The 23,560-nt window shown below is 71.5% G+C and carries 22 protein-coding genes; 14 read left to right on the top strand and 8 right to left on the bottom strand.

Annotation, left to right across the window (positions count from 1 at the left end; translation table 11 throughout):
• Window positions 1-325: 325 nt before the first annotated feature.
• Entirely contained in the window at window positions 326-937 is a 612-nt protein-coding gene (locus tag MUY22_RS08120; RefSeq protein ID WP_247058643.1) for a dienelactone hydrolase family protein, read from the bottom strand.
• Between the two features lie 129 nt (window positions 938-1,066).
• Between MUY22_RS08120 and MUY22_RS08115 the strand changes: the two genes are divergently transcribed.
• The gene (locus MUY22_RS08115; protein ID WP_247058642.1) at window positions 1,067-1,888 is read left to right on the top strand and encodes a helix-turn-helix transcriptional regulator; all 822 of its coding nucleotides are present in this window, start codon (window positions 1,067-1,069) and stop codon (window positions 1,886-1,888) included.
• Window positions 1,889-1,894: 6 nt separating this feature from the next.
• On the opposite strand, the gene MUY22_RS08110 is transcribed toward MUY22_RS08115, so the two are convergent.
• Window positions 1,895-2,350: a MarR family winged helix-turn-helix transcriptional regulator gene (locus tag MUY22_RS08110; RefSeq protein ID WP_247058641.1), complete on the bottom strand. Its 456-nt coding sequence runs from the start codon at window positions 2,348-2,350 to the stop codon at window positions 1,895-1,897.
• An 84-nt stretch (window positions 2,351-2,434) separates the two neighbouring features.
• On the opposite strand from MUY22_RS08110, the gene MUY22_RS08105 reads away from it, so the two are divergent.
• Genes MUY22_RS08105 through MUY22_RS08090 form a run of 4 tightly spaced genes read left to right on the top strand, consistent with a single transcriptional unit; the run spans window position 2,435 to window position 5,692 of the window.
• On the top strand, window positions 2,435-3,400 hold the full coding sequence (locus MUY22_RS08105) for a ring-cleaving dioxygenase (protein ID WP_247058640.1): 966 nt from the start codon (window positions 2,435-2,437) through the stop codon (window positions 3,398-3,400).
• Window positions 3,397-3,999, top strand: coding sequence for an alpha/beta hydrolase (locus tag MUY22_RS08100; RefSeq protein WP_247058639.1), 603 nt, complete (start codon window positions 3,397-3,399; stop codon window positions 3,997-3,999). The genes MUY22_RS08105 and MUY22_RS08100 overlap by 4 nt, the downstream gene beginning before the upstream one ends.
• 42 nt (window positions 4,000-4,041) lie before the next feature.
• Complete coding sequence (locus MUY22_RS08095; RefSeq protein WP_247058638.1) at window positions 4,042-5,181, top strand: dipeptidase; 1,140 nt, start codon at window positions 4,042-4,044, stop codon at window positions 5,179-5,181.
• Between the two features lie 46 nt (window positions 5,182-5,227).
• Window positions 5,228-5,692, top strand: coding sequence for a lipopolysaccharide assembly LapA domain-containing protein (locus tag MUY22_RS08090; protein ID WP_247058637.1), 465 nt, complete (start codon window positions 5,228-5,230; stop codon window positions 5,690-5,692).
• A 72-nt stretch (window positions 5,693-5,764) separates the two neighbouring features.
• Here the strand turns inward: MUY22_RS08090 and MUY22_RS08085 are convergent, their stop codons facing one another.
• A complete protein-coding gene (locus tag MUY22_RS08085) occupies window positions 5,765-6,586 on the bottom strand; it encodes a maleylpyruvate isomerase family mycothiol-dependent enzyme (RefSeq protein ID WP_247058636.1) in 822 nt (273 codons plus the stop codon).
• A gap of 81 nt (window positions 6,587-6,667) precedes the next feature.
• Here MUY22_RS08085 and MUY22_RS08080 point away from each other — a divergent pair, with 81 nt between their 5' ends.
• The 9 genes from MUY22_RS08080 to MUY22_RS08040 all read left to right on the top strand — a co-directional run bounded on the left by MUY22_RS08080 (window position 6,668) and on the right by MUY22_RS08040 (window position 18,929).
• The gene (locus tag MUY22_RS08080; protein ID WP_247058635.1) at window positions 6,668-7,465 is read left to right on the top strand and encodes an Abi-alpha family protein; all 798 of its coding nucleotides are present in this window, start codon (window positions 6,668-6,670) and stop codon (window positions 7,463-7,465) included.
• 4 nt (window positions 7,466-7,469) lie between these two features.
• Entirely contained in the window at window positions 7,470-8,705 is a 1,236-nt protein-coding gene (locus MUY22_RS08075) for a DUF445 domain-containing protein (RefSeq protein WP_247058634.1), read from the top strand.
• A 154-nt stretch (window positions 8,706-8,859) separates the two neighbouring features.
• Entirely contained in the window at window positions 8,860-9,162 is a 303-nt protein-coding gene (locus tag MUY22_RS08070; protein ID WP_247058633.1) for a zinc-binding dehydrogenase, read from the top strand.
• A 108-nt stretch (window positions 9,163-9,270) separates the two neighbouring features.
• The gene (locus MUY22_RS08065; protein ID WP_247058632.1) at window positions 9,271-12,306 is read left to right on the top strand and encodes a patatin-like protein; all 3,036 of its coding nucleotides are present in this window, start codon (window positions 9,271-9,273) and stop codon (window positions 12,304-12,306) included.
• A 220-nt stretch (window positions 12,307-12,526) separates the two neighbouring features.
• Window positions 12,527-13,081 carry a diaminobutyrate acetyltransferase gene (gene ectA, locus MUY22_RS08060; RefSeq protein WP_371827661.1) on the top strand — a complete coding sequence of 185 codons (555 nt, stop codon included), beginning with the start codon at window positions 12,527-12,529 and terminating at the stop codon, window positions 13,079-13,081.
• A gap of 15 nt (window positions 13,082-13,096) precedes the next feature.
• Window positions 13,097-14,350: a diaminobutyrate--2-oxoglutarate transaminase gene (gene ectB, locus MUY22_RS08055; protein ID WP_247058630.1), complete on the top strand. Its 1,254-nt coding sequence runs from the start codon at window positions 13,097-13,099 to the stop codon at window positions 14,348-14,350.
• Window positions 14,351-14,361: 11 nt separating this feature from the next.
• The gene (locus MUY22_RS08050) at window positions 14,362-14,754 is read left to right on the top strand and encodes an ectoine synthase (protein ID WP_247058629.1); all 393 of its coding nucleotides are present in this window, start codon (window positions 14,362-14,364) and stop codon (window positions 14,752-14,754) included.
• Window positions 14,755-14,788: 34 nt separating this feature from the next.
• Window positions 14,789-15,691 carry an ectoine hydroxylase gene (gene thpD, locus MUY22_RS08045; protein WP_247058628.1) on the top strand — a complete coding sequence of 301 codons (903 nt, stop codon included), beginning with the start codon at window positions 14,789-14,791 and terminating at the stop codon, window positions 15,689-15,691.
• 511 nt (window positions 15,692-16,202) lie between these two features.
• Window positions 16,203-18,929, top strand: coding sequence for a BTAD domain-containing putative transcriptional regulator (locus tag MUY22_RS08040; RefSeq protein ID WP_247058627.1), 2,727 nt, complete (start codon window positions 16,203-16,205; stop codon window positions 18,927-18,929).
• Between the two features lie 257 nt (window positions 18,930-19,186).
• On the opposite strand, the gene MUY22_RS08035 is transcribed toward MUY22_RS08040, so the two are convergent.
• The 5 genes from MUY22_RS08035 to MUY22_RS08015 all read right to left on the bottom strand — a co-directional run bounded on the left by MUY22_RS08035 (window position 19,187) and on the right by MUY22_RS08015 (window position 22,721).
• Window positions 19,187-19,855: a DUF4190 domain-containing protein gene (locus MUY22_RS08035; protein ID WP_247058626.1), complete on the bottom strand. Its 669-nt coding sequence runs from the start codon at window positions 19,853-19,855 to the stop codon at window positions 19,187-19,189.
• A 304-nt stretch (window positions 19,856-20,159) separates the two neighbouring features.
• Window positions 20,160-21,044 (bottom strand): hypothetical protein, encoded by an 885-nt coding sequence (locus MUY22_RS08030; RefSeq protein WP_247058625.1) that lies wholly within the window; start codon window positions 21,042-21,044, stop codon window positions 20,160-20,162.
• Window positions 21,041-21,517, bottom strand: coding sequence for a hypothetical protein (locus MUY22_RS08025; RefSeq protein ID WP_247058624.1), 477 nt, complete (start codon window positions 21,515-21,517; stop codon window positions 21,041-21,043). The genes MUY22_RS08030 and MUY22_RS08025 overlap by 4 nt, the downstream gene beginning before the upstream one ends.
• Before the next feature lie 56 nt (window positions 21,518-21,573).
• On the bottom strand, window positions 21,574-21,969 hold the full coding sequence (locus MUY22_RS08020) for a hypothetical protein (protein WP_247058623.1): 396 nt from the start codon (window positions 21,967-21,969) through the stop codon (window positions 21,574-21,576).
• 14 nt (window positions 21,970-21,983) lie between these two features.
• Window positions 21,984-22,721, bottom strand: a complete 738-nt coding sequence (locus MUY22_RS08015; protein WP_247058622.1) for an OmpA family protein — start codon at window positions 22,719-22,721, stop codon at window positions 21,984-21,986.
• Between the last annotated feature and the right edge of the window lie 839 nt (window positions 22,722-23,560).

The raw sequence follows: 23,560 nt of genomic DNA, 5'->3' as shown, positions 1-23,560 counted from the left end.
CTCCAAAAGTGGCACGGTCGTGCGAAAAAAAGGCGTCCTGTCGACAGCTGATTGAAAGCATTCCCGGTGCTGAGGTCATCGCTCAGACTTTGTCGGACGGGCGTGTTTCCGCAGGTCGAGAAGATGGATTTCTGGCCTGCGCAGTGCGGAGCCATATGATGCTTGTCACTATTTTGGATAGCTGATGCCGTCGCTCGCTTGACCACGGGGAGCGCCGGTGCGGCCACTTCGGCCCTGGCGTGGGCCGCACCGGCGTCCCCATGGCCCCCAGACGTCGCTCACCCCATCGTGCGCCTGCTCGAGAGCCCTGGCCAGCACCGGTTTTTCAACGGTGCTTCCCGATGAACGCGAGTGTCCGGCTCCAGGCGTCGTCGCACGCGTCCTGCCACTCCTCGTAGGCCGCGTCGAAGAACGAGTGCGGGGCGCCCTCGTACACCTGCCTCTCGTACGGCTTGCCCGCCTGGTCGAGGCGGGCCGTGAACGTGTCGAACTCCGCCGGTGACGTCGCGACGTCGGCGCCGGCGAGCAGCAGCAGGAGCGGCGCCGAAATGTCGTCGACGACTTCGGTGGCCGGCTGCGGCAGGCCGTAGAAGCCGATCACGCCGCGGACGCCGAGGTCGCTCGCGGCCAGGCGCCAGGACTGGCCGCCGCCGAAGCAGAAGCCGACCGTGAACAGCGGTCCTTCGCCCAGGTGCGCGGCCGCCGCCTCGACGTCGGTGGCGACGTCGTCCGGCCGGACCGACGGCGCTTGGTAGTAGGGGTGCGTGTCGCGGATGTCCGGCAGGATGACGATCCGGACGCCGTCGGGTTCGGCCGGGATCGCTTCCAGGGCCGAGAACACCGTGCCGTCCGCGGAGGTGAGTTCGAGCGCGCCGCTCCGGGCGATCTCGCCGGGGTTCGGCAACGCGGGTGGACGGCTGTCCGTGCTGTGACACATGTCCTTTCGCAGAGCGCCAGTTTCGGGGCGCGCCACCCGGGCAGCCAGCTCCCGGCGTGACCCCCGGACGGCCGTTACTGGTACTGGCAGGACCACGCTCGAACCACGCGGGTGTCGCACACTGGCTTGATGAGCGAGCACAACGAGCTGGGCCGGTTCCTCAAGTCGCGCCGGGCCCGGATCGCTCCCGGCCGGGCCGACGCCCGCCGTCGCGTCGCCGGGCTGCGGCGGGAGGAGGTCGCCGCGCTCGCCGGGATCAGCGTCGAGTACTACGTCCGGCTCGAGCAGGGGCGCGCGTCCCGGCCGTCGGAAGCCGTGCTCGGCGCGATCGGCCGCGCGCTGCGCCTCGACGTCGACGAGCGCCGTTACCTCGACGGCCTCGCTCGCCCGCGGCCTTCGGGCCGGCCGCGGCCCGAGCGCGTCCGTGCCGAGCTGACGCAGCTGCTCGGCATGATGGACCGGGTGCCGGCGCTGGTCATCAACCACCGGATGGACGTCCTGGCCTGGAACCCGCTGGCCGCCCAGCTGTTCTTCGACTTCGCCGCGGTGACGCCGCGCGAGCGCAACCTCGCCCGCTTCGCTTTCCTCGACGCGGCCGGCGAAGAGCGGTTCGCCGACTGGCCGGAGGTCGCGCGCGCGACCGTCGGGGCGCTGCGCCTGGCGACCAGCCGGCACTACGACGACGAAGCGCTCGCGACGTTGCTCGGCGAGCTGATGATGAAGAGCGAGCCGTTCCGGACGTGGTGGGCCGGGCGGGACGTCCGGCAGCGCGCGCACGGGAACAAGCGCTTCCGGCACCCCGTCGTCGGCGAGCTGACCCTGCGGTTCGAGCACTTCGACCTGCCCGGGGAGACCGGGCAGCGGCTGGTGGCGTTCAGCCCGGAACCGGCGAGCCCGGCGGCGTCGGCGCTGGAGCTGCTGGCGATGTGGACGGCACCGGCCGCTTCCTGAACCGGCTCACCCGCCGTTGAACGTCCGCAGGGTCCGCATCGCCTCGGCGAGGCCGGCCGCGTCGTCGCCCAGCGGGGTCAGGACGATGCGGCGCAGGATGTTCGCGGCCGCCGCCCGGGCCTTGTTCGCCACCTCCAGGCCGTGGTCGGTCAGCGACGCGAACGTGACGCGGCGGTCGTCCGGGCTCGGGACGCGGCAGATCAGGTCGGCCGCCACCAGGCGGTCCGCGACCTTCGTGAAGCCGCCGCTGGACAGCGCGGCCTCGGTCGCGAGGCGGGTCATCGGCATCCGGTGCTCGGGCGAGCGGACCAGCCGCATCAGGATGTCGAACGACGCGGGCGCGAGGCCGAAGCGCTCCGCGATCTCGCCCATCAGCTTGTCCTGGGTGGCCAGGTAGCCCTCGATGACCAGGCCCCACCAGGTGACGATCTCGTCGTCGTCGGTCTTCGGATCGGGTGTCACGCGAACAGCCTAGCGGAGAGTCTGCCCGGAATATATCTTGCGCGCGAGAGGTTCTCCGGTTACCTTGGCCAGAGGAGGCACTCCATGTCGATCAAGACGTCCGGCCTGCACCACGTCACCGCCATCGGCGGCGACCCGCAGCGCAACGCCGACTTCTACCTCCGGACCCTCGGACTGCGGCTGGTGAAGACCACCGTGAACTTCGACGATCCGGGCACCTACCACCTCTACTACGGCGACAGCTCGGGCAAGCCGGGCTCGCTGATGACGTTCTTCCCGTGGCCCGACGCACCGAGCGGCCGCCACGGCACCGGCCAGGCGACGACCACGTCGTTCTCCGTGCCCGAGGCGTCCATCGGCTGGTGGAAGCAGCACCTGAACGCGCAGCAGATCGAGACCGGCGAGGTGCGCAACGCCGACGACGAGGACACGCTGACCTTCCGCGACCCGGACGGCCTGCAGCTCGCGCTCGTCGCGCACCCGCAGGGCGACCCGCGCGACCCGTGGGACACCGAGCTGGTGCCCGCCGAGCACGCTGTCCGCGGCCTGCACTCCGTGACGCTGTCGGTCACCAAGGAGGACGCCACCGCGGGCATGCTCACCGACGGCCTCGGCCTCGGTTTCACCGGCCAGGACGGCAACCGCCTGCGGTTCGCCGCCGGCGACGGCGGGCCGGGCGCGCTGGTCGACGTCCTCGTGACGCCGGACGCGCCGCGCGGGCTGGTCGCCGCGGGCACCGTGCACCACGTGGCCTGGCGCGCGCCCGACGAGGCGACGCAGAAGACGTGGCGCGAGGAGCTCGTGGACAAGGGCGTCACCGTGACGTCCATTTTGGACCGGCAGTACTTCCGCTCGATCTACTTCCGCGAGCCGGGCGGCACGCTCCTCGAAGTCGCGACCGACGAGCCCGGGTTCGCCATCGACGAGCCGCTGCTGGAGCTGGGCCGCGCGCTCAAGCTGCCGCCGTGGCTGGAGCCGCGCCGCGACGAGATCCGGCACATGCTCCCGAAGCTGAACCTCCCCGCCGAGAACAACCCGGAGCTGTCATGACGCTGGTGCACAAGTACGTCGAGGGCGCGCCGGAGGCGCCGGTGCTGCTCCTGCTGCACGGCACCGGCGGCGGCCCGGACGACCTGCTCGGCCTGGCGCGCGAGCTGGCCCCGGGCGCCACGACCCTGGCGCCCGCCGGGCCGGTGTCGGAGCACGGCGCCGCGCGCTGGTTCCGGCGGCTCGAGGAAGGCGTGTTCGACCACGAGGACGTCGTCAAGCGAGCCCACGAGCTGGCGGACTTCGTCGTCGAGGCGCGGGAGAAGTACGGCTTCGGCGACCGGCGGCTGGTCGCCGTGGGCTTCTCGAACGGCGCCAACATCGCGGCCGCCGTCGCGCTGCTGCGGCCCGAGGTCGTGCGCGAAGCCGCGCTGTTCGCGGCGATGTCGCCGGTGCCGGACCCGCCGGCCCACGACTTGAGCGCGTCGCGGATCTTCCTGGCCAACGGCGAGCACGACCCGATGGCGCCGCTCGCGTCCACCGAAGAGCTGATCCGGCTGCTGCGTGAGCGGGGTGCCGACGTCGTCACGGATCGTCACCCCGGCGGGCATCAGGTCACTGTGGACGGTGTCCGCGCGGCGGCGAAGTGGCTTGCGCCGTAGCGATTGTACGGAGCGTATACGGCGTCACCCTAGGATCGGGTGATGACTAACGAGGCACTACAGCGTGCTACCGAACTGCTGGACGGGGTCATCCTCGCCGACGGGCACAACGACCTGCCGTGGGAGCTGCGGCAGCACGGTGGCGCGAACCCGGTCGAGGCGGTCGCCTCGCTCGACCTGACCGTTCGGCAGCCCGCCCTCCACACCGACTTCCCGAAGCTCGCCGACGGGAAGCTGGGCATGCAGTTCTGGTCGGTGTACGTGCCGTGCGAGTTCGAAGGCCACAGCGCGGTGACCGCCGTGCTGGAGCAGATCGAGGTCGTCCACCAGCTCGCCGAGCGCTACCCCGACCGGCTCCGGCTGGTCGACACCGCCGAGGAGGCCGAGGCCGCGTTCGCCGACGGCCGGATCGCGTCGCTGCTCGGCGCCGAAGGCGGGCACAGCATCGCCGAGTCGCTCGGGGTGCTGCGGTGCCTGCGCCGCCTCGGCGTCCGGTACATGACGCTGACGCACAACTTCAACACCACCTGGGCCGACTCGGGCACCGACGAGCCGGCCCACGGCGGGCTCACCGGGTTCGGCCGCGACGTCGTGCGCGAGATGAACAAGATCGGCATGATGGTCGACCTCTCGCACGTCGCGCCGTCGACGATGCGCGCGGCGATCGAGATCAGCTCGGTGCCGGTGATCTTCAGCCACTCCTCCTGCCTCGCGGTCAACGACCACCCGCGCAACATCCCCGACGACGTCCTCGCGAAGCTGCCCGGCAACGGCGGCGTCGCGATGGTCACCTTCGTGCCCGCGTTCATCTCGCCGAAGGTCGCCGCCTGGGACGAGCAGCTCAAGGCGGCCATGGCCGAGGCCGGGCAGGACTACCGCAACCTCACCCAGCGCGGGAAGTTCGTCGCGGAGTGGGACGCGCCGGTCAAGCCGAAGGCGACCGTCGACGACGTCGTCGCGCACGTCGAGCACGCCCGCGAGGTGGCCGGGATCGACCACATCGGCCTCGGCGGCGACTACGACGGCGTCGGCACGCTGCCGGAGGGGCTGGAGGACACGTCCAAGTACCCGGTGTTGTTCGCCGCGCTGCTCGACCGGGGGTGGAGTGACGACGACTGCGCCAAACTGGCCGGGAAGAACACGCTCCGCGTGCTCCGGGATGTCGACGCGTACACCCGTTAGGGGGTTTGACGCAGCGGTCCCCGCGTGCTGGACGGACACTGGAGACATGACGCACGCGCGCGGGGACGCGGCCGGCCACCCCACCGGCTCCGCAGACCACGACCTGCCCGGGAACCTGCCCGGCACCGAGGTGCCGGAAGGCGCCTTGGAGCCCGCCGAGCTGCGCGCCGGCGACGTCCGGCCGGGCCCGGAGGAGGTGACGCCGGTGCGGCCGGCGCCCACCCGGGTCGGCACGTCGTCGACAACGAGCCGGGGCAAGGCTCGGCCGACGCGGATCAGCGGCACCTGGGTCGCGGTGATCGCCGGGCTGCTGGTGCTGACCGTGCTACTGGTGTTCATCCTGCAGAACCTCGACCCGGCGACGGTCCACTTCTTCGGCGCCGAAGGCAGCCTGCCGCTGGCCATCGCGATGCTGTTCTCGGCCCTGGGCGGCGCGGCGCTGGTCGCGCTGATCGGCGGCGCCCGCATCCTGCAGCTGCGGAAGCAGGCTCGCCGCCCCCGCCACCGCTGAGGTCGTCACTTTCCCTAGGAAAGATGCGTCCAGGGGGCCTTCAGACGCATCTTTCCTAGGGAAAGTGACGTCTTAGACGATGATGGACGTCATGCCGAGGACCACTGCGCAAACGTTTTCGTCGCCTGAGGTCTTCACGCGGCTGACGTCGGGTGCGTTGCGGGTGCAGAGCCGCCAGAACGTGTCCGCGTCCGTCGTCACCGTGGCCAGCGGTGTGCGGGACGGCGGGGCGCCGCGGTCGAGGACCCAGCCGTCACGCTCCAGGCGGGCGTGCCACTTGCCGCCGCCCGCGCCGGTCACCGTGTAGCCGACCTGCTTGCCGACGCGGGCCTCGACCCCGCGCAGGGTGTGCGGCAGCGCCCGGACGAACGTGTCGGCGATCGGCTCGGCGTGCTCGGCCTCCAGCGGCGTGTGCTCCAGGGCCTCGCGCAGCTGCACGTGGTGCACCCAGAACTCCGAATAGTCGCGGGCCGCGTCCAGCCAGCGCGGTGCCGGCGCGTCGCCCGCCCAGCTCACTGGGTCGCCCAGGACGTCGAGGTCGAGCTTCGCCCAGTAGTCGGTGGTCTGGCCCATGAACTCGTACAGCATCGTGAGCAGGACGTCCGTCGAGAGCCGCCGGCAGGCGACGACCCACTCGTCGTTGAGCCGGTCGATGAACCGCGGGAACGCCTCGCCGTGACGCGGGCCGTCCGACTGGTGGCCGTCGCGGCCGCGGGACAGGCGGCCGACCTTGTCGCCCAGCAGGTGAGCCGCGATGTCCTTGACCGACCAGCCGACGCACATCGTGGGCCGTGTCCAGTCCTCGGGAGTCAGCGCGCTGAGCAACGTCATCAGCGACTGCTCCTCCTTCGCGAAGTACGGGAGGACGTCGATCGGCGGACCCCAAGGATTCATGGCCCCATCATGCCGGTCGTCACACGCCCATTCGGCCTACTCACAGGTAGCATCACCGCGTAAGCAGAGGGGAGTCCGCCCGTGAACGCAGAGCGACCGAACGGCCGGGGCACCGGCGACGAGGTGGCCGACCTGGCCCGCCGCGCCGGTCAGCTGGCCGGCTGGGCCGCGCGCACCGGCTTCGCGTTCACCCGCCGGCTGCCCGGCGTGGAGACCGCCGAACGCGGGGTGCGGCAGGTGGAACGCCAGCTGCTGGGCGAGCTGCGGCGGCGGCTCGACGAGGTCGACGACCCGTACCACGCGGCGCTCACCGCGGCGTCCGCGATGAACCGCCCGGCGGCGTCCGGCTCGCGGCCCATCGAAGCCACCGTCACGCTCGTGCCCGCGCGCGACAACCACGCCGAGCCGCTGCGCGCCGCGATGGCCGAGCTGCTCAACCACTCCATCGGCTTCGGCCGCGCCCGGGCCCGCGAGTACTTCTACGCGATCATCCTGCGCCAGCTGACGCCGGACGAGGCCCGCATCCTCTCGGCGCTGTCGGACGGCTCGCCGTTCCCGGCGATCGACGTCGCCGAGCGCACCAGCCTCGGCGGCGCGGGCCGGCTCGTGCTGCGCAACGCGTCGACCGTCGGCAAGGTCGCCGGCGTCTCACTGCCCGACCAGGTGCCCGGCTACGTCACGCGGCTGATCGGGCTCGGCCTGGTCGACCTCGACGAAGAGGTGCCGTCGCTCGAGACGCAGTACGAGATCCTGATGACGGACGAGACGGTGCGCGACGCCGAGAAGCACGTCAAGCGCGCGAAGTTCGTCAAGCGGACGATCCACGTCTCGCGCCTCGGCGCGGAGTTCTGGCAGGCCTGCGACCCGAGTCTCGGCTGACCCCATGGGGTCGTTCCTCGCCGGCATCGTCGCCGACTTCGCCCAGCACTGGCCCCTGTACGTCTCGATCCCGATCGTCGCCGCCCTGATCGGCTACGGCACCAAGCTCGTGGCCATCCGGATGATGTTCCAGCCGGTCGAGTTCATCGGCGTCAAGCCGTTCTTCGGCTGGCAGGGCATCGTGCCCAAGCGCGCCGCGCGGATGGCGAGCATCGCCTGCGACACGATGACCGAGCAGCTGATCAAGCCGGCCGAGGTCGTCGCCCGCCTCGACGCCGGTCGCATCGCCCGGGAGATCGAGAAACCGCTGCTCGCGGGCGTCGAGGACATCGTGCGCGAGGTCGCCGGGCACTACCAGCCGGGGCTGTGGGAGTCGCTCCCGGTGCGGGTGCAGCGGCTGGTGATCGAGCGCGTCCAGCACGAGTCGCCGCGGATGGTGGCCGCCGTGCTCGACCTGATCAAGTCCGATGTGGACAGTGTGTTCGACCTCAAGGGCATGGTGGTCACCAGCCTGGTCAAGGACAAGCGGCTGCTGAACCGGATCTTCCAGGAGGCCGGCGCGCAGGAGTTCAAGTTCATCGCGCGGTCGGGCCTGGTGTTCGGCGGCGCGATCGGCGTGATCCAGATGATCGCCTGGATCCTGTTCAAGTTCCCGCTGATCATGCCGGTGTTCGGCCTGTTCACGGGCTGGTTCACCGACTGGCTCGCGCTGCGGATGATCTTCTTCCCGATCGAGCCCAAGAAGTACTTCGGTGTCGAGTGGCAGGGGCTGTTCCTCAAGCGGCGCAAGGAGGTCGCGGAGGCGTACGGCGAGCTGATCGCGAAGGAGATCATCACGCCGCACAACGTCATCGAGGCGATCCTGCACGGCCCGCTGTCCGACCGCGTCCTCGCGCTGATCCAGCGCCAGCTGGACGCCGAGCTCGGCCGGGTCGCGCGGCCGCTGGTGGTGTTCGCCGTGGGCAGCCGCAAGTACCAGGACATGAAGCTGTCGATCGCGTCGCAGATCATGAACCGCCTGCCGGAGACGATGCGCTACATCGAGGACTACGCGACGGACGCGATGGACATCCGCAACGTCCTGGTGACGAAGATGAAGGAGCTGTCCCCGCACGAGTTCGAGCGCCTGCTGCGCCCGGCCTTCGAGCAGGACGAATGGATCCTCATCGCCACGGGCGCGGTGCTGGGCTTCGCGGTCGGTGAGGCGCAGGTCCTGCTGCTGGAACACCTGGCGGCTTAGGCGAAGTCGTACGCCTTCCGCGCTTCGGCCACCTTCGAGCGGTGCTTGGCCGCCCACGCCGAGAGCGCGTGCAGCGGCTCGTCCAGCTCCGCCGCGTGGGCTCCAAGCCGCGCAACGTCAGGGACAGCATCCGCCGGGAGACGCCGTCCAGCGCGTGCGCGCGCTGTCCGACGCGACGGCCAAGGGCGGCACGCTGGTCGTCTACGGCGCGCTCGACGTCCCCGAGACGCCGTTCCCGCTGTGGACGCCGCCGACCATGCGGATGTTCACCGCGTTCGACCTGACCATGAACCCGGAGCGGCTGGTCCGGGCGGGGCACTTCATCCGGGCCGGCGTCCGCGCGGGCACCTTCCGGCCCCGGGTGGACCGGACGTTCGACCTCTTCGACGTCGCTGAGTCGCACCGGTACCTCGAAGCGAACGGCCAGTTCGGCAAGGTGGTGGTCACGGTCGGCTGAGAAGCCGATCAACTCCACCCGAACGGCCGTACACCCACGCGTATCCCGCGCCTAACCTTCCGCCTCTAGTCTGCGTCGGGCAGGGACGACAACCGGCTTGGGGAGTTCATGGCGGAGCAAGCGGAACCGTGGCAGCAGGAGATCCGCCTGGCCATGACGATGGTCGGTGGCGCCAGCCTCGCCATCTGGATGGGCGGCGTCGCCACCGAGACCTCCCAGCTGCTGCGGGAGTCCCGGGGCGACGCCGAGGCGGGGCTCTACCGCGGGCTGCTCGACCTGCTGCGCGCCACGGTGTCGATCGACGTCCTGACCGGCACCAGCGCCGGCGGGATCAACGCGGCCTGCCTCGGGCTGGCGGAGGCGTTCGGCTCGACGCCACAGGTGCTGCGTGACACCTGGATCCGGATCGGCTCGCTGGAGAACCTCCTCCGCGACCCCGCGGAGGCGCAGCCGCGGTCGGTGCTGGACGGCGACCGCGTGCTGCTCGGTGACCTGGCGCAGGCCCTGCACGAGATCACCGGCCCGGGCACGCCGCCCGCCGAACCGCCGGATATCACCGTGCTGCTCACCGGCACGATGATCGACGGTGAGACGACCCGGTTCGACGACGCGCTGGGGAACCTGGTGCGCGACACCGAACACCGGATGCTCTTCCGCTTCGAAGGTCCACTGTGGACGGAAGGGGTGCAGGGGCCGCTGGCGCTCGCCGCGCGCGCCACCGCGTCGTTCCCCGGCGCGTTCGAGCTGGCCCGGCTGCCGATCGGCACCGAGGGCACCGACGCGCTGCACCCCGACATGACGGCCTACACCGACCTGACCCGGTCGCACTGGCTGACCGACGGCGGGGTGCTGCTCAACAAGCCGCTGCGGCCGGCGCTGCGGGAGATCTTCGAGCGCCCGTCCCACGCGGACGTCCGGCGGCTGCTGCTCTACGTCGTGCCCACCGGCGAGAAGGACACGACGGCGATCGCCTGCGACCCGGCGGCCCCGCCGTTGCTGGCGAACGCGATGAGCAAGGTCGTCTCCACGGTGATGAGCCAGTCGATCAGCGCCGAGCTGGAGGAGCTGACCCGGCACAACGACGCCGTCGTCCGCACCCGCGACACCCGCGTCTCGCTGGCCGCGCTCGGGCTGCGCGGCGGGCCGGAGGCGCTGATCGACAAGCGGCTGGCCACGGCGTACCTGGACCGGCGGACGGCCGAGGACGCCGCCGAGCTGGTCCAGGTGGCCAGCCGGCGGTACGCACTGTCCGATGTGGACACCGAGGACCGCGAGTGGGCGTCCGGGATGTCGCAGCAGCTGCGCGCGGTCGCCGTCGGCGGGCTCAGCGCCGGCATCCCGCTCGCGCCGCCGTCGACGAGCATGTCCGTGCCCGAGCTGGTCGGCTACCGCACGAGCGCGCTCGACGACGCCGTGGCGACCGGATTGCAGCTGATCAACGCCGGGTTCCGGCTCGGGCCGGACCCCAAGGAGGCCAAGGAGCTCAACGACGCGCGGGCGGGGCTGCACGCGGCGCGGAAGACGTCGGCCCGCGGGGTGCGGCTGGCGCAGTGGATCGCCGCGCACGACGGGCCGGGCGCGAGCAGCACCCTCGAGGTGTGGATCGGCGAGCTCGCCCAGGAGTGGGCCGGGCTCGGCCGGTCGGACGCCGTCGTCGAGGCCTGGCCGCTGGTCGTGGCGGCGCTGCGGGCGGCGACGCCGACGTTGCGCACGCTCGCCAACGCGGCCCTGCGGAACGCGACGGCACCGACGTCGCGGGCGCTCGCCAACGGCGCCCTCGAGTCCGCCAACGCGGCCATCGAGACCGCCGACACCGTCTCGGTCCTGCTGGACTGGCTGGCCCTGGAGAACGGCGCCGACAACGTCGTCCAGGCGCGGTTGCTGGGCCTGCACGTCGCGACGCGCGGGCTGCTCGCGCAGGCGCCGTCGGTCGACCAGCGCGTCGAGCTCGTGCAGGTCAGCGCCGACTCCCGGACGCTGCTGGACCTGAAGCGGCGCCGGTCGGGGGACAAGCTGACCGGGATGCAGGCCGACGACTTCGGCGCGTTCTACAAGGCATCCTGGCGGGCCAGCGACTGGATGTGGGGGCGCGTCGACGGCGCCGGCTGGCTGGTCCAGTGCCTGCTCGACCCGGCCCGGCTGGCGACGCTGCGCGACCTGATCGGGCCCGAGGCGTTCCGCGCTGAGTTCGTCGCGGCGCTGGGGCCGCTCTGGCGCGAGCCGGACCCCGCCGACAACGCCGAGCCGGCCGAACTGCAGCAGCTCAAGGACCAGCTGAGCGCCGAACTGGCGTTCCTCGGGCTGGACTGCGCGCTGAAGCCGGTCGCGAAGTTCTCGGACGACCCGCCGATCAGCATGCCGGTGACGGCCATGGTGCTCGCGCGGACGCGGCAGGCGCGGATCGCCGCGGAGGAGCTGCCGGTGGTCGCCGAGCAGGCCCAGGCCGACGTCGAGGTCGGCGGCTGCAGCGGCGCGGCGTCGGCGGCGTTCCGGGCGCGGAGCGCGCGGCCGATCGGCGACGCGGACACCGCCCAGCGCGTCTTCCAGGCCTGCCAGGTCTCGGCGGAGAAGCTCGCCGGCGAGCAGGGCACCCCGCAGCTGACGCGGACCCTGGTCAAGCTCGGCGCGGCCGTGGTCAACGCCGGCACGGTCGCGTTCCGGCTGCCCGGCGGCTGGCCGAAGACGGTGGCGGGCATCCTGCGGACGGTGGCCCGCAGCTCGGCGAAGGTCTCGCAGAGCGCGTCCAAGCTGGGCACGCTCGGCTCGCTGGCGGCGGGCGTGCTGGCGCTGCTGGCCGGGCTGGTCATCGGCGACAGCAGCGGCGCGATCCTGCAGTGGATCGGCCTCCCGGTGCTGGCCGGCGCGGTCGTCTACCTGGCGACGGCCCTGCTCACGATGGGCCGCACGCCACGGCGGCTGGTCGGCGTGCTCGGGGCCCTGGCGGTGGCGGCGCTGCTGCTGGCCGCGTTCCTGCCCCCGATCGCGAGGCCGTTCTTCGGCTGGCTCGGCAACGTGGTGGCCGGCTGGCGCCGCGGCGACGGCGCGGTGTGGTGGCTGGTGGTCTCCGGCCTGCTGATCCTCCCGGCGGTCGTGATGCCGGTGAGCGGGGCCTGGCGACGTCTCCGCCACCGCCGTCGCCCCTGACTCGCGGTACTTTCACGTGAGAGTGCCGCGAGGTCACCCGCGGGGATTCGGCCCGGCGCCTTGCGATCTTCGGCCCGGGGGTTCATGGTGCGGGTAGGTCACGGACAACGAGGACGCGACCTGAGCCGCCGTGTGCCCCGGAACTTCTCTCGCCAAACACGTTTGTGGGCCTCCTCACCGGGTACTCCACGTCGCCCCAGGTCATCGCGGGGTGCGTGAGCTGCGTCGCTGGCGGCCGGAAAATTCTCTGTTACGTTTCCTGAGTATGTCCGTAACGCACTTGATCGAATCGCCGACCAAGGCGGACGGCGCGGCGCTGTGGCGAATCGCGCGTGATTCCGCCAAGCTCGATCTCAACTCGCCGTACGCATACATGCTGTGGTGCCGCGATTTCGCCGAGACATCGGTGGTCGCGCGCGAGGACGGCAGGGCGGTCGGGTTCGTGATCGCCTACCGCCGGCCCGACGAGCCCGGGGCCGCGCTCGTCTGGCAGGTCGCGGTCGACGCGTCGCAACGAGGGAAGGGCCTGGCCGGGGCCCTGCTCGACGCGTTGTACACGCGCTTGGTCGGCGCGGGGGTGCGCTACCTCGAGACCACCATCACCCCGGACAACGAAGCGTCCATCGGGTTGTTCACGTCGTTCGCGAAGCGCTGGAACACCGCGGTGGAAACCAGCGTGCTGTTCGGCGGGGACGAATTCCCCGAAGCCGGGCACCTGGCCGAAGAGCTTTACCGCATCGGTCCGCTATCGGTACGCACAGATCCGGGCGAGTAGGAGAAAAGAAACGTCATGAGCATCTTCGAAGAGCTCGAATCCGAAGTACGCAGCTACAGCCGTGGCTGGCCCGTCGTGTTCGACCGCGCGCAGGGGAGCTGGCTCCACGACGAGAGCGGCAAGCCGTATCTGGACTTCTTCGCCGGGGCCGGCGCGCTCAACTACGGGCACAACAACCCGGTGCTGAAGCAGGCCCTGATCGACTACATCCAGCGTGACGGCGTCACGCACGCGCTGGACATGTACACCGTGGCCAAGCGCGACTTCCTGCAGACCTTCCGCGACCGGATCCTCGACCCGCGCAACCTGAACTACAAGGTCGTGTTCCCGGGTCCGGGTGGCGCGAACGCCGTCGAAGCCGCGCTGAAGCTCGCGCGGAAGGTGACCGGCAAGGAGTCGGTCATCAACTTCACCAACGCCTTCCACGGCATGACGCTCGGCGCGCTGTCGGTCACCGGCAACTCGATGAAGCGCGGCGCCGCGGGCATCCCGCTGGTGCACGCCACGCCGATGCCGTACGACCGGTACTTCGACGGCGCGATGCCGGACTTCCTGTACTTCGAAAAGCTGCTCGAAGACTCCGGCAGCGGGCTCAACGAGCCGGCCGCGGTGATCGTCGAGGGCGTCCAGGGCGAAGGCGGCATCAACGCCGCGCGCCTGGAGTGGCTGAAGGGTCTCGACGACCTCTGCAAGCGCCACAACATCCTGCTGATCCTCGACGACGTCCAGATGGGCTGCGGCCGCACCGGCCCGTTCTTCAGCTTCGAGGACGCCGGGATCTCGCCGGACATCGTCTGCCTGTCGAAGTCCATCAGCGGCTACGGCCTGCCGATGGCGCTGACGCTGATCAAGCCGGAGCTCGACGTCTGGGAGCCCGGCGAGCACAACGGCACCTTCCGCGGCATCAGCCCGGCGTTCATCACCGCCACCGCGGCGATCGACACCTACTGGCGCGACGACGAGCTGGAGAAGTCGACCAAGGCCAACGGGGAGCGCATCGCCAGTGCGTTCTCCGGGCTCGTCGAGGCCTACCCGGAGGCGAAGCTGTTCGCCAAGGGCCGGGGTCTCGCGCGCGGGCTCGAGTTCGAGAACGGCGACCTGGCCGGGCGCGTCTGCGCCGAGGCCTTCGCCCGCGGCATGCTCATGGAGACGTCCGGTCCGGACGGCGAAGTCATGAAGCTGCTGCCGCCCCTGACCCTGACCGACGACGAGCTGACGCAGGGTCTGTCCATCATCGACGAGTCCGTCAAGGCCGTCCTGACCAAGTAGAGGAGTACGACGTGCTCGTTCGCACGCTCGACGAGGTGACCGACACCGACGCCGACATCAAGACCCCCAACTGGCGCAGCAAGCGCATCATCCTGGCGAAGGAGGGCGTCGGTTTCTCGGTGCACGAGACCACGCTCTACGCCGGGACCGTCAACGACTTCTGGTACGCGAACCACATCGAGGCCGTGTTCATCACCTCGGGCGAGGGTGAGGTCGAGGACCTCGCCACCGGCAAGGTGCACGAGCTCAAGCCCGGCACGCTGTACCTGCTCAACGACCACGACAAGCACCAGGTCCGGCCGCGGACCGAGATCAAGTGCGTGTGCGTGTTCAACCCCCCGGTGACCGGCCGCGAGGTGCACGACGAGAACGGCGTGTACCCGCTGATCACCGAGGACGCGTAAGAGAACCGGAGCGGCAACACAGGAGGCGAAGCCCGTGACGCTGATGGACACCCGGGTCGACGACGGTTACCCGACCCGGATCACCGGTGCGCCGGAGCACCTTCCGCGCGTGCACCCTGCCGTGTGGGGTACCGAAGCCGATGGTCCGATCGACGCCGCGACCCTGGCGAACCACGAGGCCCGCGGCTACACGGTGGACGACGACCTGCTCTCGGTCGGCGAGGTCCAGACGTACTGGCAGGAGCTGGTGCGGCTGTCCTCGAACCGGGAGCCGGCGCAGGACGAGCGCGTGATCACGGAGGCGCGGACCGGCGAGGTCCGGTCGATCTTCGACGTCCACGTGATCTCGGACCTGATCCGCGAGCTGGTGCGCGACCCGCGCGTGCTGGACCGGGCGCGGCAGCTGCTCGGCTCCGACGTCTACCTGCACCAGAGCCGGGTGAACTACATGCCCGGGTTCAAGGGCACCGGGTTCTACTGGCACTCGGACTTCGAAACCTGGCACGCGGAGGACGGCATGCCGGCCCCGCGCGCGGTCAGCTGCTCCATCGCGCTGACCGACAACTACCCGTTCAACGGCGGCCTGATGATCATGCCGGGCTCGCACCGGACGTTCGTCCAGTGCGCCGGTGAGACGCCGGCCGAGAACCACAAGGCCTCGCTCAAGGACCAGCGGGTGGGCGTGCCGACCGAGGACGACATCACCAGGATGGCGGCCGAGCACGGCATCGAGCAGTTCACCGGGCAGGCCGGGTCGGCCCTGTGGTTCGACGCGAACCTCATGCACGGCTCGGGGAACAACATCACGCCGTACCCGCGCTCGAACATCTTCCTGGTGTTCAACAGCGTGGAGAACGCCTTGACCGAGCCGTACGCCGCGAGCCGGCCGCGCCCGTCGTTCATCGCCGGCCGCGACACGACGCCGATCTCGCGCTGACGCGCACCCGAAAGCGGCCGACACGCACGCGTGTCGGCCGCTTTTGGCGTATCTGTCGGCTTTTCGGGCCCGTCGGGACGAATTCGCGTCAGCCCGGCGGTGACTGATCCGGTGCGCTTTGTTACCGTGTCGCCACCGCGAGGGCGTGTGGCCCGCGCGAGAACCGTCTTCGCGGACGACCGGCGGGTGCTTCGCTCGGGGTGAGCAGACCCCACCCGGTCGCTCACGGCGACGACGGGCGGACCGCGCCCCCTGGCGGCCCGGCCGGAGTTCCATTCACGACCCCGCACCAGCGGATCGGGACCGATGGTGCGGGGTCGTGTCATGTCCGGCGGAAGCCGCAGGCCCGTCGCGCCCCGGCAGCGGAATCCGCAGAGTGACGAAGTTCCTGGTGACCGGCCTGTGGCCGTCCCGACTGGGTGGTACAGGTCCGCCTGCCGTCACGGTAAGTTGAATTTTCCGACGAGGGAGACGTCGGACAACCGTGATCCCCGGGGAGGTGGGCGCGAGCGTGGCCGAAACCCGCTTCCAGCTGCTCGGGCCCGTCCAGCTCTTCGCCGGCGACGTCCCGGTGCCCATCGGCGGCCCCGGCGTCCGCGGGCTGCTCGCGCTGCTGGCCCTCCAGCCCGGCAAGGTCGTCGCGCTCGACGACATCATCGACGCGCTCTGGGGCCACGACCCGCCCGCGACGGCCCGGACCATCATCCACGGCAACGTCTCCCACCTGCGGCGCGTCCTGCGGGACATCGAGAGCGACGCCGCCATCCTCACCACCCCGCCCGGCTACCGGCTGGTGGCCGAGCCCGGGCAGATCGACGCCCACCGGGCGCGCACGCTGCTGGACCGGGCGTCCGTGGCGAACCCCGAAACGGCGGCCGCGCTGCTGGCCGAGGCGCTCGCGCTGTGGCAGGGGCCGGTGCTCGGCGGGGTGCCCGAGTCGGTGCGGGCGCCCGAGCTGGCGGAGTTGCGCCGGGCCGTGCACGGCGCCCGCGTCGACGCGGACCTGAACCTGGGCCGGCACGCCGAGCTGATCGTCGAACTGAGCCCGCTCGCCGATCCCCTGGAGGAGCGGACCGCGGGGCAGCTGATGCGGGCGCTCTACCACGCCGGGCGCCGCGGGGACGCGCTCGAGCTGTACCGGACCGTCTCCCGCGCCACCGTCGGCACCCTGGGCGTCGAACCCGGCGCCGAGCTGCGCTGGCTCCACGAGCGCGTGCTCAACGACGACCTCCCGGCACCGGCCGAAGCGCCCGCGAAGGCGATTTCCCAGCTGCCCGCCGCGGTGCCGAGCCTGGCCGGGCGGGCCGGCGAACTCGACTGGCTCGACGCGCTGGTCACCCGCGTCGAGGCCGGGGAGACCACGATCGCCGTGGTCACCGGGACCGCCGGCGTCGGCAAGAGCACGCTGGTCGTCTGGTGGGCCCACCGCGTCGCGGCGCGGTTCCCGGACGGCGTCCTGTTCGCCTCGCTGCGCGGCTTCGACCCGCACCACCCGCCGCTGGAGCCCGCCGAGCTGCTGACGCAGTTCCTGCTCGGCTTGGGCGTCGAAACCGCGCAGGTCCCGGAGCTGCTGCACGAACGCGTCGCGCTGTACCGGTCGCTGATCGCCGGGCGCCGGATGCTCGTGCTGCTCGACGACGCCCGCACCGCCGAGCAGGTGCGCCCGCTGCTGCCGCCGAGCGCGCGCACGATGACCGTGGTGACGAGCCGGTCGCGCCTCGACGGGCTCGCCGTGTCGAACGCGGCCAAGCAGCGCGTGCTCGGCACGCTCGCCCCCGGCGACGCCGTCCGGCTGATCGAGGAGCTGGCCGGCCCGGCCGAGCACAACCACACGCTCGCGCGGCTCTGCGGTTACCTCCCGCTCGCGCTGCGCATCGCCGGCGCCCGGCTGTCGGCGAGCCCGCAGCGCACCGCGGCGGAGCTCGTCGACGAGCTCGGCAACGAGCGCACGCGGCTGGCCGGGCTGCAGGTCGACGGCGCTGAAGACGGGGTGCGCGCGGCCTTCGACGTCTCCTTCCGCGGCCTGCCCGGCGAGATCGCCGAGACGTTCCTGCAGCTGGGCGGGGTGCCCGGGGTGATGGTCGGGCCGCACCTGATGGCCGCCGTCGCGCAGATCCCGGTGGCCGAGGCCCGCCGCCGGCTGCGGGCGCTGGCCGCGCACAACCTCATCGAAGAGACCGCCCGCGACGTCTTCGCCCCGCACGACCTCGTCTGGCTCTACCTGCGCGAGCTGGCGGAGCAGGAGCTCGCCGAGAAGGAGCGCGACGAGACGCTCGGCTGGACGGTCCGCTACTACCAGGCGGTGGCCGACCGGGCGCGGCGCCGGCTCGCCCGCGTCGTCGATCCGCTCGACTTCGCCGGCGTGCTCGCCGAAGACGTGATGCCGCCGCTGCCGGGCTTCGCCGAGGCGCAGGACTGGTTCGGAGCCGAGTGGCCGAACCTGCTGGCGGTGCTCGACGCCGCGTACGCCGCGGGCCGCTACGACGACGTCTGGCGGCTGGCCCTGCTCGCGCACACCTACCGCGTCGCGTGCCCGCTGCTCGACGAGTGGACGCGGATGGCCGACCTCGGCGTCGCCGCCGCCGAAGCCGCGGGGGACGTCGCCGGGCAGTGCTGGCTGCGGCTCACCCGGTGCGAGATCGCGCTGACCTTCGAGCTGCCGGGCGCCGGGCTCGCCGACGCCGAGCGGGCGCGGGAGCTGGCCGCCGGGCTCGCCGACGACCGGCTCGCCACCGCGGCCGACCTGCAGCTCGGCCGCGCGCTGAGCCGGCTCGGCGAGCACGAGCGGGCCGTCGAGCGGCTGCGCACGGTCATCGCGGCGGCCGACGGCGACGCCGTGCTGCTCGGGCAGGCGCTCAGCAGCTGCGCGGCGGCGGAGCAGCGCGCGGGCCGTGTCCCCGACGCGATCGCCCACCAGCTCGCCGCGCTGCGGATCGACCGCGAGCTGGGCGACGACGACCGGGTCGTCCGCTCGCTGGACGACCTGGCCGCGCTGAGCCTGCGGGCCGGAGATCGGCCGGCGGCCGAGCGCTACGTCCGCGAGGCGATCGACCTCGCGATCAGCCGGGAGTTCGTCGCGCGCGAAGGCGCGTTGCGGCTGACCTTGGGCCGGGTCCTGCGGGCGAAAGGCGATCCGGCCGGCGCCCGTGAGCAGCTCGCGATGTCCGTGCGCATTTACGAACGCGTCCACCCGAAGCTCGTCGGCGAAGTCCGCGCCGAACTCGCTGAACTGCAGTGACGATTCGGCCGGCGGTTGCGAACGGGTCACGGCCGCCCGGTGACCGGGGAATCCTTAGTGGATTCTTAGTGCCCGCCTCCGCCGTCCGCGTAGGTTCGGCGGTGCCGGTGGAGCCCTGGGGAGGGGCAGGCTTTGAAGCCGGTGCCAGGCCCCGCGAGGGAAACCCAGCGGGGCCGGGAGCCGCCAGGAGCGGCTCGTGGCGGCCCGGCCGGCCGAGATGGGGGTAGGCCGGCCGGTCGCCAGGCGGGTGCCGCCGATCAGCCCACGTTGGCCGTGCAGAGCGCGATGCTCGTCCCGCTGTTCTCCGCGACCTTCTTGCCGTCGACGAGAATGGCGCACGCGATATCGTTGTATGAATTCGAATTGCGCGTGTCCGCGGTGAGCGTCAAAAGATAGGAACCATTGTTGTACGAAGCCTGGCCCTGCCACGCGTCGGTGCTCGCGGGCGCGGTTTCGGTGCGCTGGTCGCTGAGGCTGCCGTAGCGCACGGTCGCGCCGCCGGCGGAGGTCACCTGGAAGACCACGGCGTGCTTGTCGCCGGCCGCCGCGGGCATGTGCAGCCCGGAGCTGCCGCCGCCGAGGAAGGTCGAGTAGACCAGCATCCCGCCGGTCGAGAGCAGCGCCACGACGGAGACGACGACGGCGGTGATCGCCAGCCCGCGGCCGCCCACGGTGCCCTTCTTGACCTGGACCACCCCGAGGACGCCCAGGACCAGCCCGATCGCGCCCAGGGGCCACGCGACGAACCCGATGTCCGGGACGAAAGCGACGGCCAGGGCCGCGATCCCGAGGAGCAGGCCGACGATCGCCAGGATGTTCCGGGCGGGTTTCGCATTCGCTTGACGACGCTCAGTGGCCGTCACCGGCGGCGCCGGCCTGCTGCCGTGGCGCGCGGTGGTCGGCGGGTACTGCGGGTCGGTCATCATGCCTGCCCCTTCGGATGGGAGTGCGACGACGTTAACCCATAAGTGTGGCCCAGAACGAAATTGTTACATTCTGGAAAAAGTCATTGTCCCACCATTTTGCGCCGGGTATCGGTATTTCCTGACCTCGCGCGCAGGGTGTGGCCCGGTGATCAATGGGAAGAATATCGGAGTTCCCACTGTCCGATGCGGTCTTCCGCGACCTCACGGCCGGTATCGTAAATTCGGCACGAACATCCCGGCACCGCCGTGAGGCCTACGACGAGTGGCGGGTCGGTCGCGGAGTGCAGGCCGGATATCGGACTTCTCAGTCGAAAAGACTCACTTCGGGAGTGATCTCGAGGAGCTCGAACACCGGCCGGCCGCGGCGGCCGTCGATCGTGGTCGTGCGCACGACCCGCAGCCGGGCGGTCACCGGGTGGTCGAGGTTCTCCTTGATCTCGTCGAGCAGGTCCTCGGCCACGGCGCCCTGGATGGTCCCGCCCGACTCGCGGTCGAGGTAGAAGATCCGCCGCCGGGTGCGGACGCCGTCGAGCCGCCCGCGCACCGTCTCGTAGCCGACCGCCTCGCGGGACTCCCGGAGGCTGCCCTGCAGGATCCGCGCCTGCTCGGTCGTCATGCTGCGGGTGACCTGCTCGCCGGCGGTCGGCGTCAGCGCCATCCCGATGCCGGCGTTCTTGGCGACGGCGTTGACGATGTCGCTCACGGCGTTGCGGACGGTGTCGCGCTGCAGCAGCACGGCGTCGAGCGCGCCGTCGTCCGAGCCGTTGGCCGGCAGGAAGTCGCACAGCTCCTTCACGGCCCGCTCGGACAGCGTCTCGATGCCGTCCACGATCAGCGCGTCGTCGGCGACGTCGAGCTCCGGGAAGCCGAAGAAGATCGCGTTGCCGGCCTGGCCGCGCTGGATCAGCGGCGCCTTGTCCCGGTCGGCCTGCTGGACGATGGTGACCTCGCCCGAGGGGTTCCGGATGATGTGCCCGATCTTGGCCGTCGCGTCCTGCAGCGCCCGGCTGATGTCGGAGAAGGTGTAGGCGTCGATGTGCTGCTCGCCGATCACGGACACGTGCAGCAGCGGCGAGCGGGACGTCCGCTCGAACTTGGCGTTCGCGGCCATCGCCGACGCGCGCGCCAGGTCGTCCAGCCAGGTGCCGCCCGGGATCTCGTCGGCGATGCGCCGGAACTCGTTCCTCACCAGATCATCTCCGGGTAGCCCTTGCCGCCTGCGGCCCAGACCTCGGCCCAGGTGTCCTCGTCGCCGGGGCGGCACAGGAAGCCGTCCAGCATGCCCCCGACCGGCTGCACCTGGTCCAGGTACATCGCGGGCTGCCCGACGATCACGCCGCGCAGGGTCAGCAGGCCGTACAGCGCCGACCGGCCTTCGTCGTCGAGCCGCTTCAGCGCGCCCCACTCGTCCGGGATGAGGACGACGTCGAGACCGCGCGGCGGGTGCGCGGTGCGCGTGACCAGCTCGCCGCCGATCCACGCGCGCCCCGACGGCATGATCCGGCGGGCCACGCCGAGGTAGCTGTTGAGCGCGCTGAAGAGGATCTCGCGCTCGTTCTGGTGCGGGGCGTCGAAGACCAGGCGCTCGTAGACGTCGGCGAGGTCGCCGGCGTGGCGGCCCGGCGGCAGAACCTGCTGGGGCGTCCAATGGGGGAGCGCCACGCCACCCCCTTCTCAGCCTCGCTCACAGTGCGTAGCCGAATTTACCAGGATGGGTGTCAGGCACCGCGCCCAGGCTGGTGCGGAGCCTGCGGCCACTGGTGGGTGGCGTCGGGCAGGTCGTCCGCTTCGGGCCAGGCCGGTTCCTCTTCGGCGGGCCAGTACTCGTCCTGGGCCCCGCGTTGCGGCGGCAGCGGGAGGTGCCCTTCCCGGTGCCCGGCGGGCTCGGGGGTGTCCTCGTCGTAGCGGGACTCCTCCGTCGGCTGGAAGTTCGCGGCGGGGATGAACTGCGTCTGCTCGGCTTCATCGCGGGGCGTGGGCTCGTAGTAGGGCTCGGGTTCCCGGGTGGGCTCCGGCGCGGTGTGCTGGGTGCGCAGGACGAGCCACGCGGAGAGCGCACCGAGGGCGAAGGCGACGATCAGCCACAGCCAGATCTGCCCGAACAGCCACACCATCTGCTCACACCCCTTCAGACGACGGTGATCTCGACGCGCCGGTCCTCTTCGCCACCGGCGGCGGGCCGGGTGTCACCCAGCCCCCGCGACGTCACGCGCCCGGCGGTCAGCCCGTTCGACGTGAGGATCCGCGCGACGGCCCGGGCGCGGTCCCGGGAGAGTTTCAGAGCGGCGCTCTCGCCACCGGGCCCCCGGGCGACGTGCCCGGTGACGCGGTACCGGAAGGTCGCGGGCGACTTCGCGAGCGCGACGGCGACGCCCTTGGCGGCCTGCTCGCCTTCGGGAGTGAGCCGAGCGGTGTTCGGTACGAAGGCGATGGGCGCTTCGGCGAGCATCCGATCGATCTCGGCCTGCACACCGGCCTTGTCGGTGGGCGGCGGCGGTGGGCTCGTTGTCTTCGTCGGTTGTGTTGTCCTTGTCGGGCTCTGGCTGGGGCTGGGGCTGGGGCTCGGTGTCGGGGCCACGGGGATGACGTCGCCGGAGATCTGCGCGGCCCGGACGCCATCGACGTTCTGGACCACATCGAGGGCGCGCAAGGCCTTGTCGGGCGGAAAGCCGCTGAGGGTGGCATCCCGGCCGTCGAAGCTGACGGAGCCCGCGGGAAGCCCCGCGGCGGCGAGCGCGTCCTGGGACTTCGTGGTGAGGTCGCGCTGGACGCTCCCGGCCTGCGCCCAGGTCACGACCCCCGCCAGCAGCGCCGTGACCAGCACCGCGATCGGGATCAACCGGATCCAGCCACGCCCACCGGACATGAAGCGACTGTAAGCCGGACGAGGCGGCTTGGCGACCTGGGAGAGCGGTCCGTCCACAGTTTGTCCCCAGCCGGGTCGACATGTGGACAACTGGAGTTGCGGTGATCGTCCGGACACGTTCTGTCGGATCACCTCGTTACGCTGGAGACGGGCGGCCCCCCTTGGGAGTGGTGGGGTACGTCTGTGGGTCACCAGGGGGCGGTTTTCGCAGGTTGGTGGGGGTGGTCGTCGCTGAGCGAAGCGGAGTCTGGCGCAGCGGAGCGAAGCAGCGCAGCGGGCGTTGCGCGAGCTGGCGGAGCCTGGCCCAGCGGGGCGAGCCTGGTGGAGCGGGCGGAGCAGAGCGCAACGGGCGGAGCTGAGCGAAGCAGCGCAGCGGAGTCTGGCGCGGCGGGCGTTGCGCGAGCTGGCGGAGCCTGGCGCAGCGGGGCGAGCCTGGTGGAGCGGGCGGAGCAGAGCGCAACGGGCGGAGCTGAGCGAAGCGAGCTGAGCGGAGTCTGGTGTAGCGAGCGAGCCTTGTGCAGCAGGCGGACGGAGCGCAGCGGGTGGAGCAGCGGAGTGCAGCCTGGCGGAGCGAGCCTGGCGCAGCGAGCGGAGCGGGCTGGCGAGAGTCTGGCGGGCGGAGCTGAGCAGTCCGGCGGAGTCGGGCGGAGCCGAGCGGAGCGGGTGAGCGAAGCGAACCTGGTGGAGCTGGGTCCGGCGCAGCGGCGGAGCCTGGCGCAGCGAGCGGAGCGAGTGGGCCGAGCGGAGCGAATGGAGCAGCGGACCGCAGCCGGGCGCAGCGGGCAGAGCAGAGCCTGGCGCAGCTGGTGGGGCGAAGCAGCGCAGCGGGCGGAGGCGAG

The sequence above is a fragment of the Amycolatopsis sp. WQ 127309 genome (assembly GCF_023023025.1).
GTDB lineage: Bacteria > Actinomycetota > Actinomycetes > Mycobacteriales > Pseudonocardiaceae > Amycolatopsis.
Note: the sequence above shows the minus strand (reverse complement) of the source record. Positions and strands in the feature narration are given on the sequence as shown.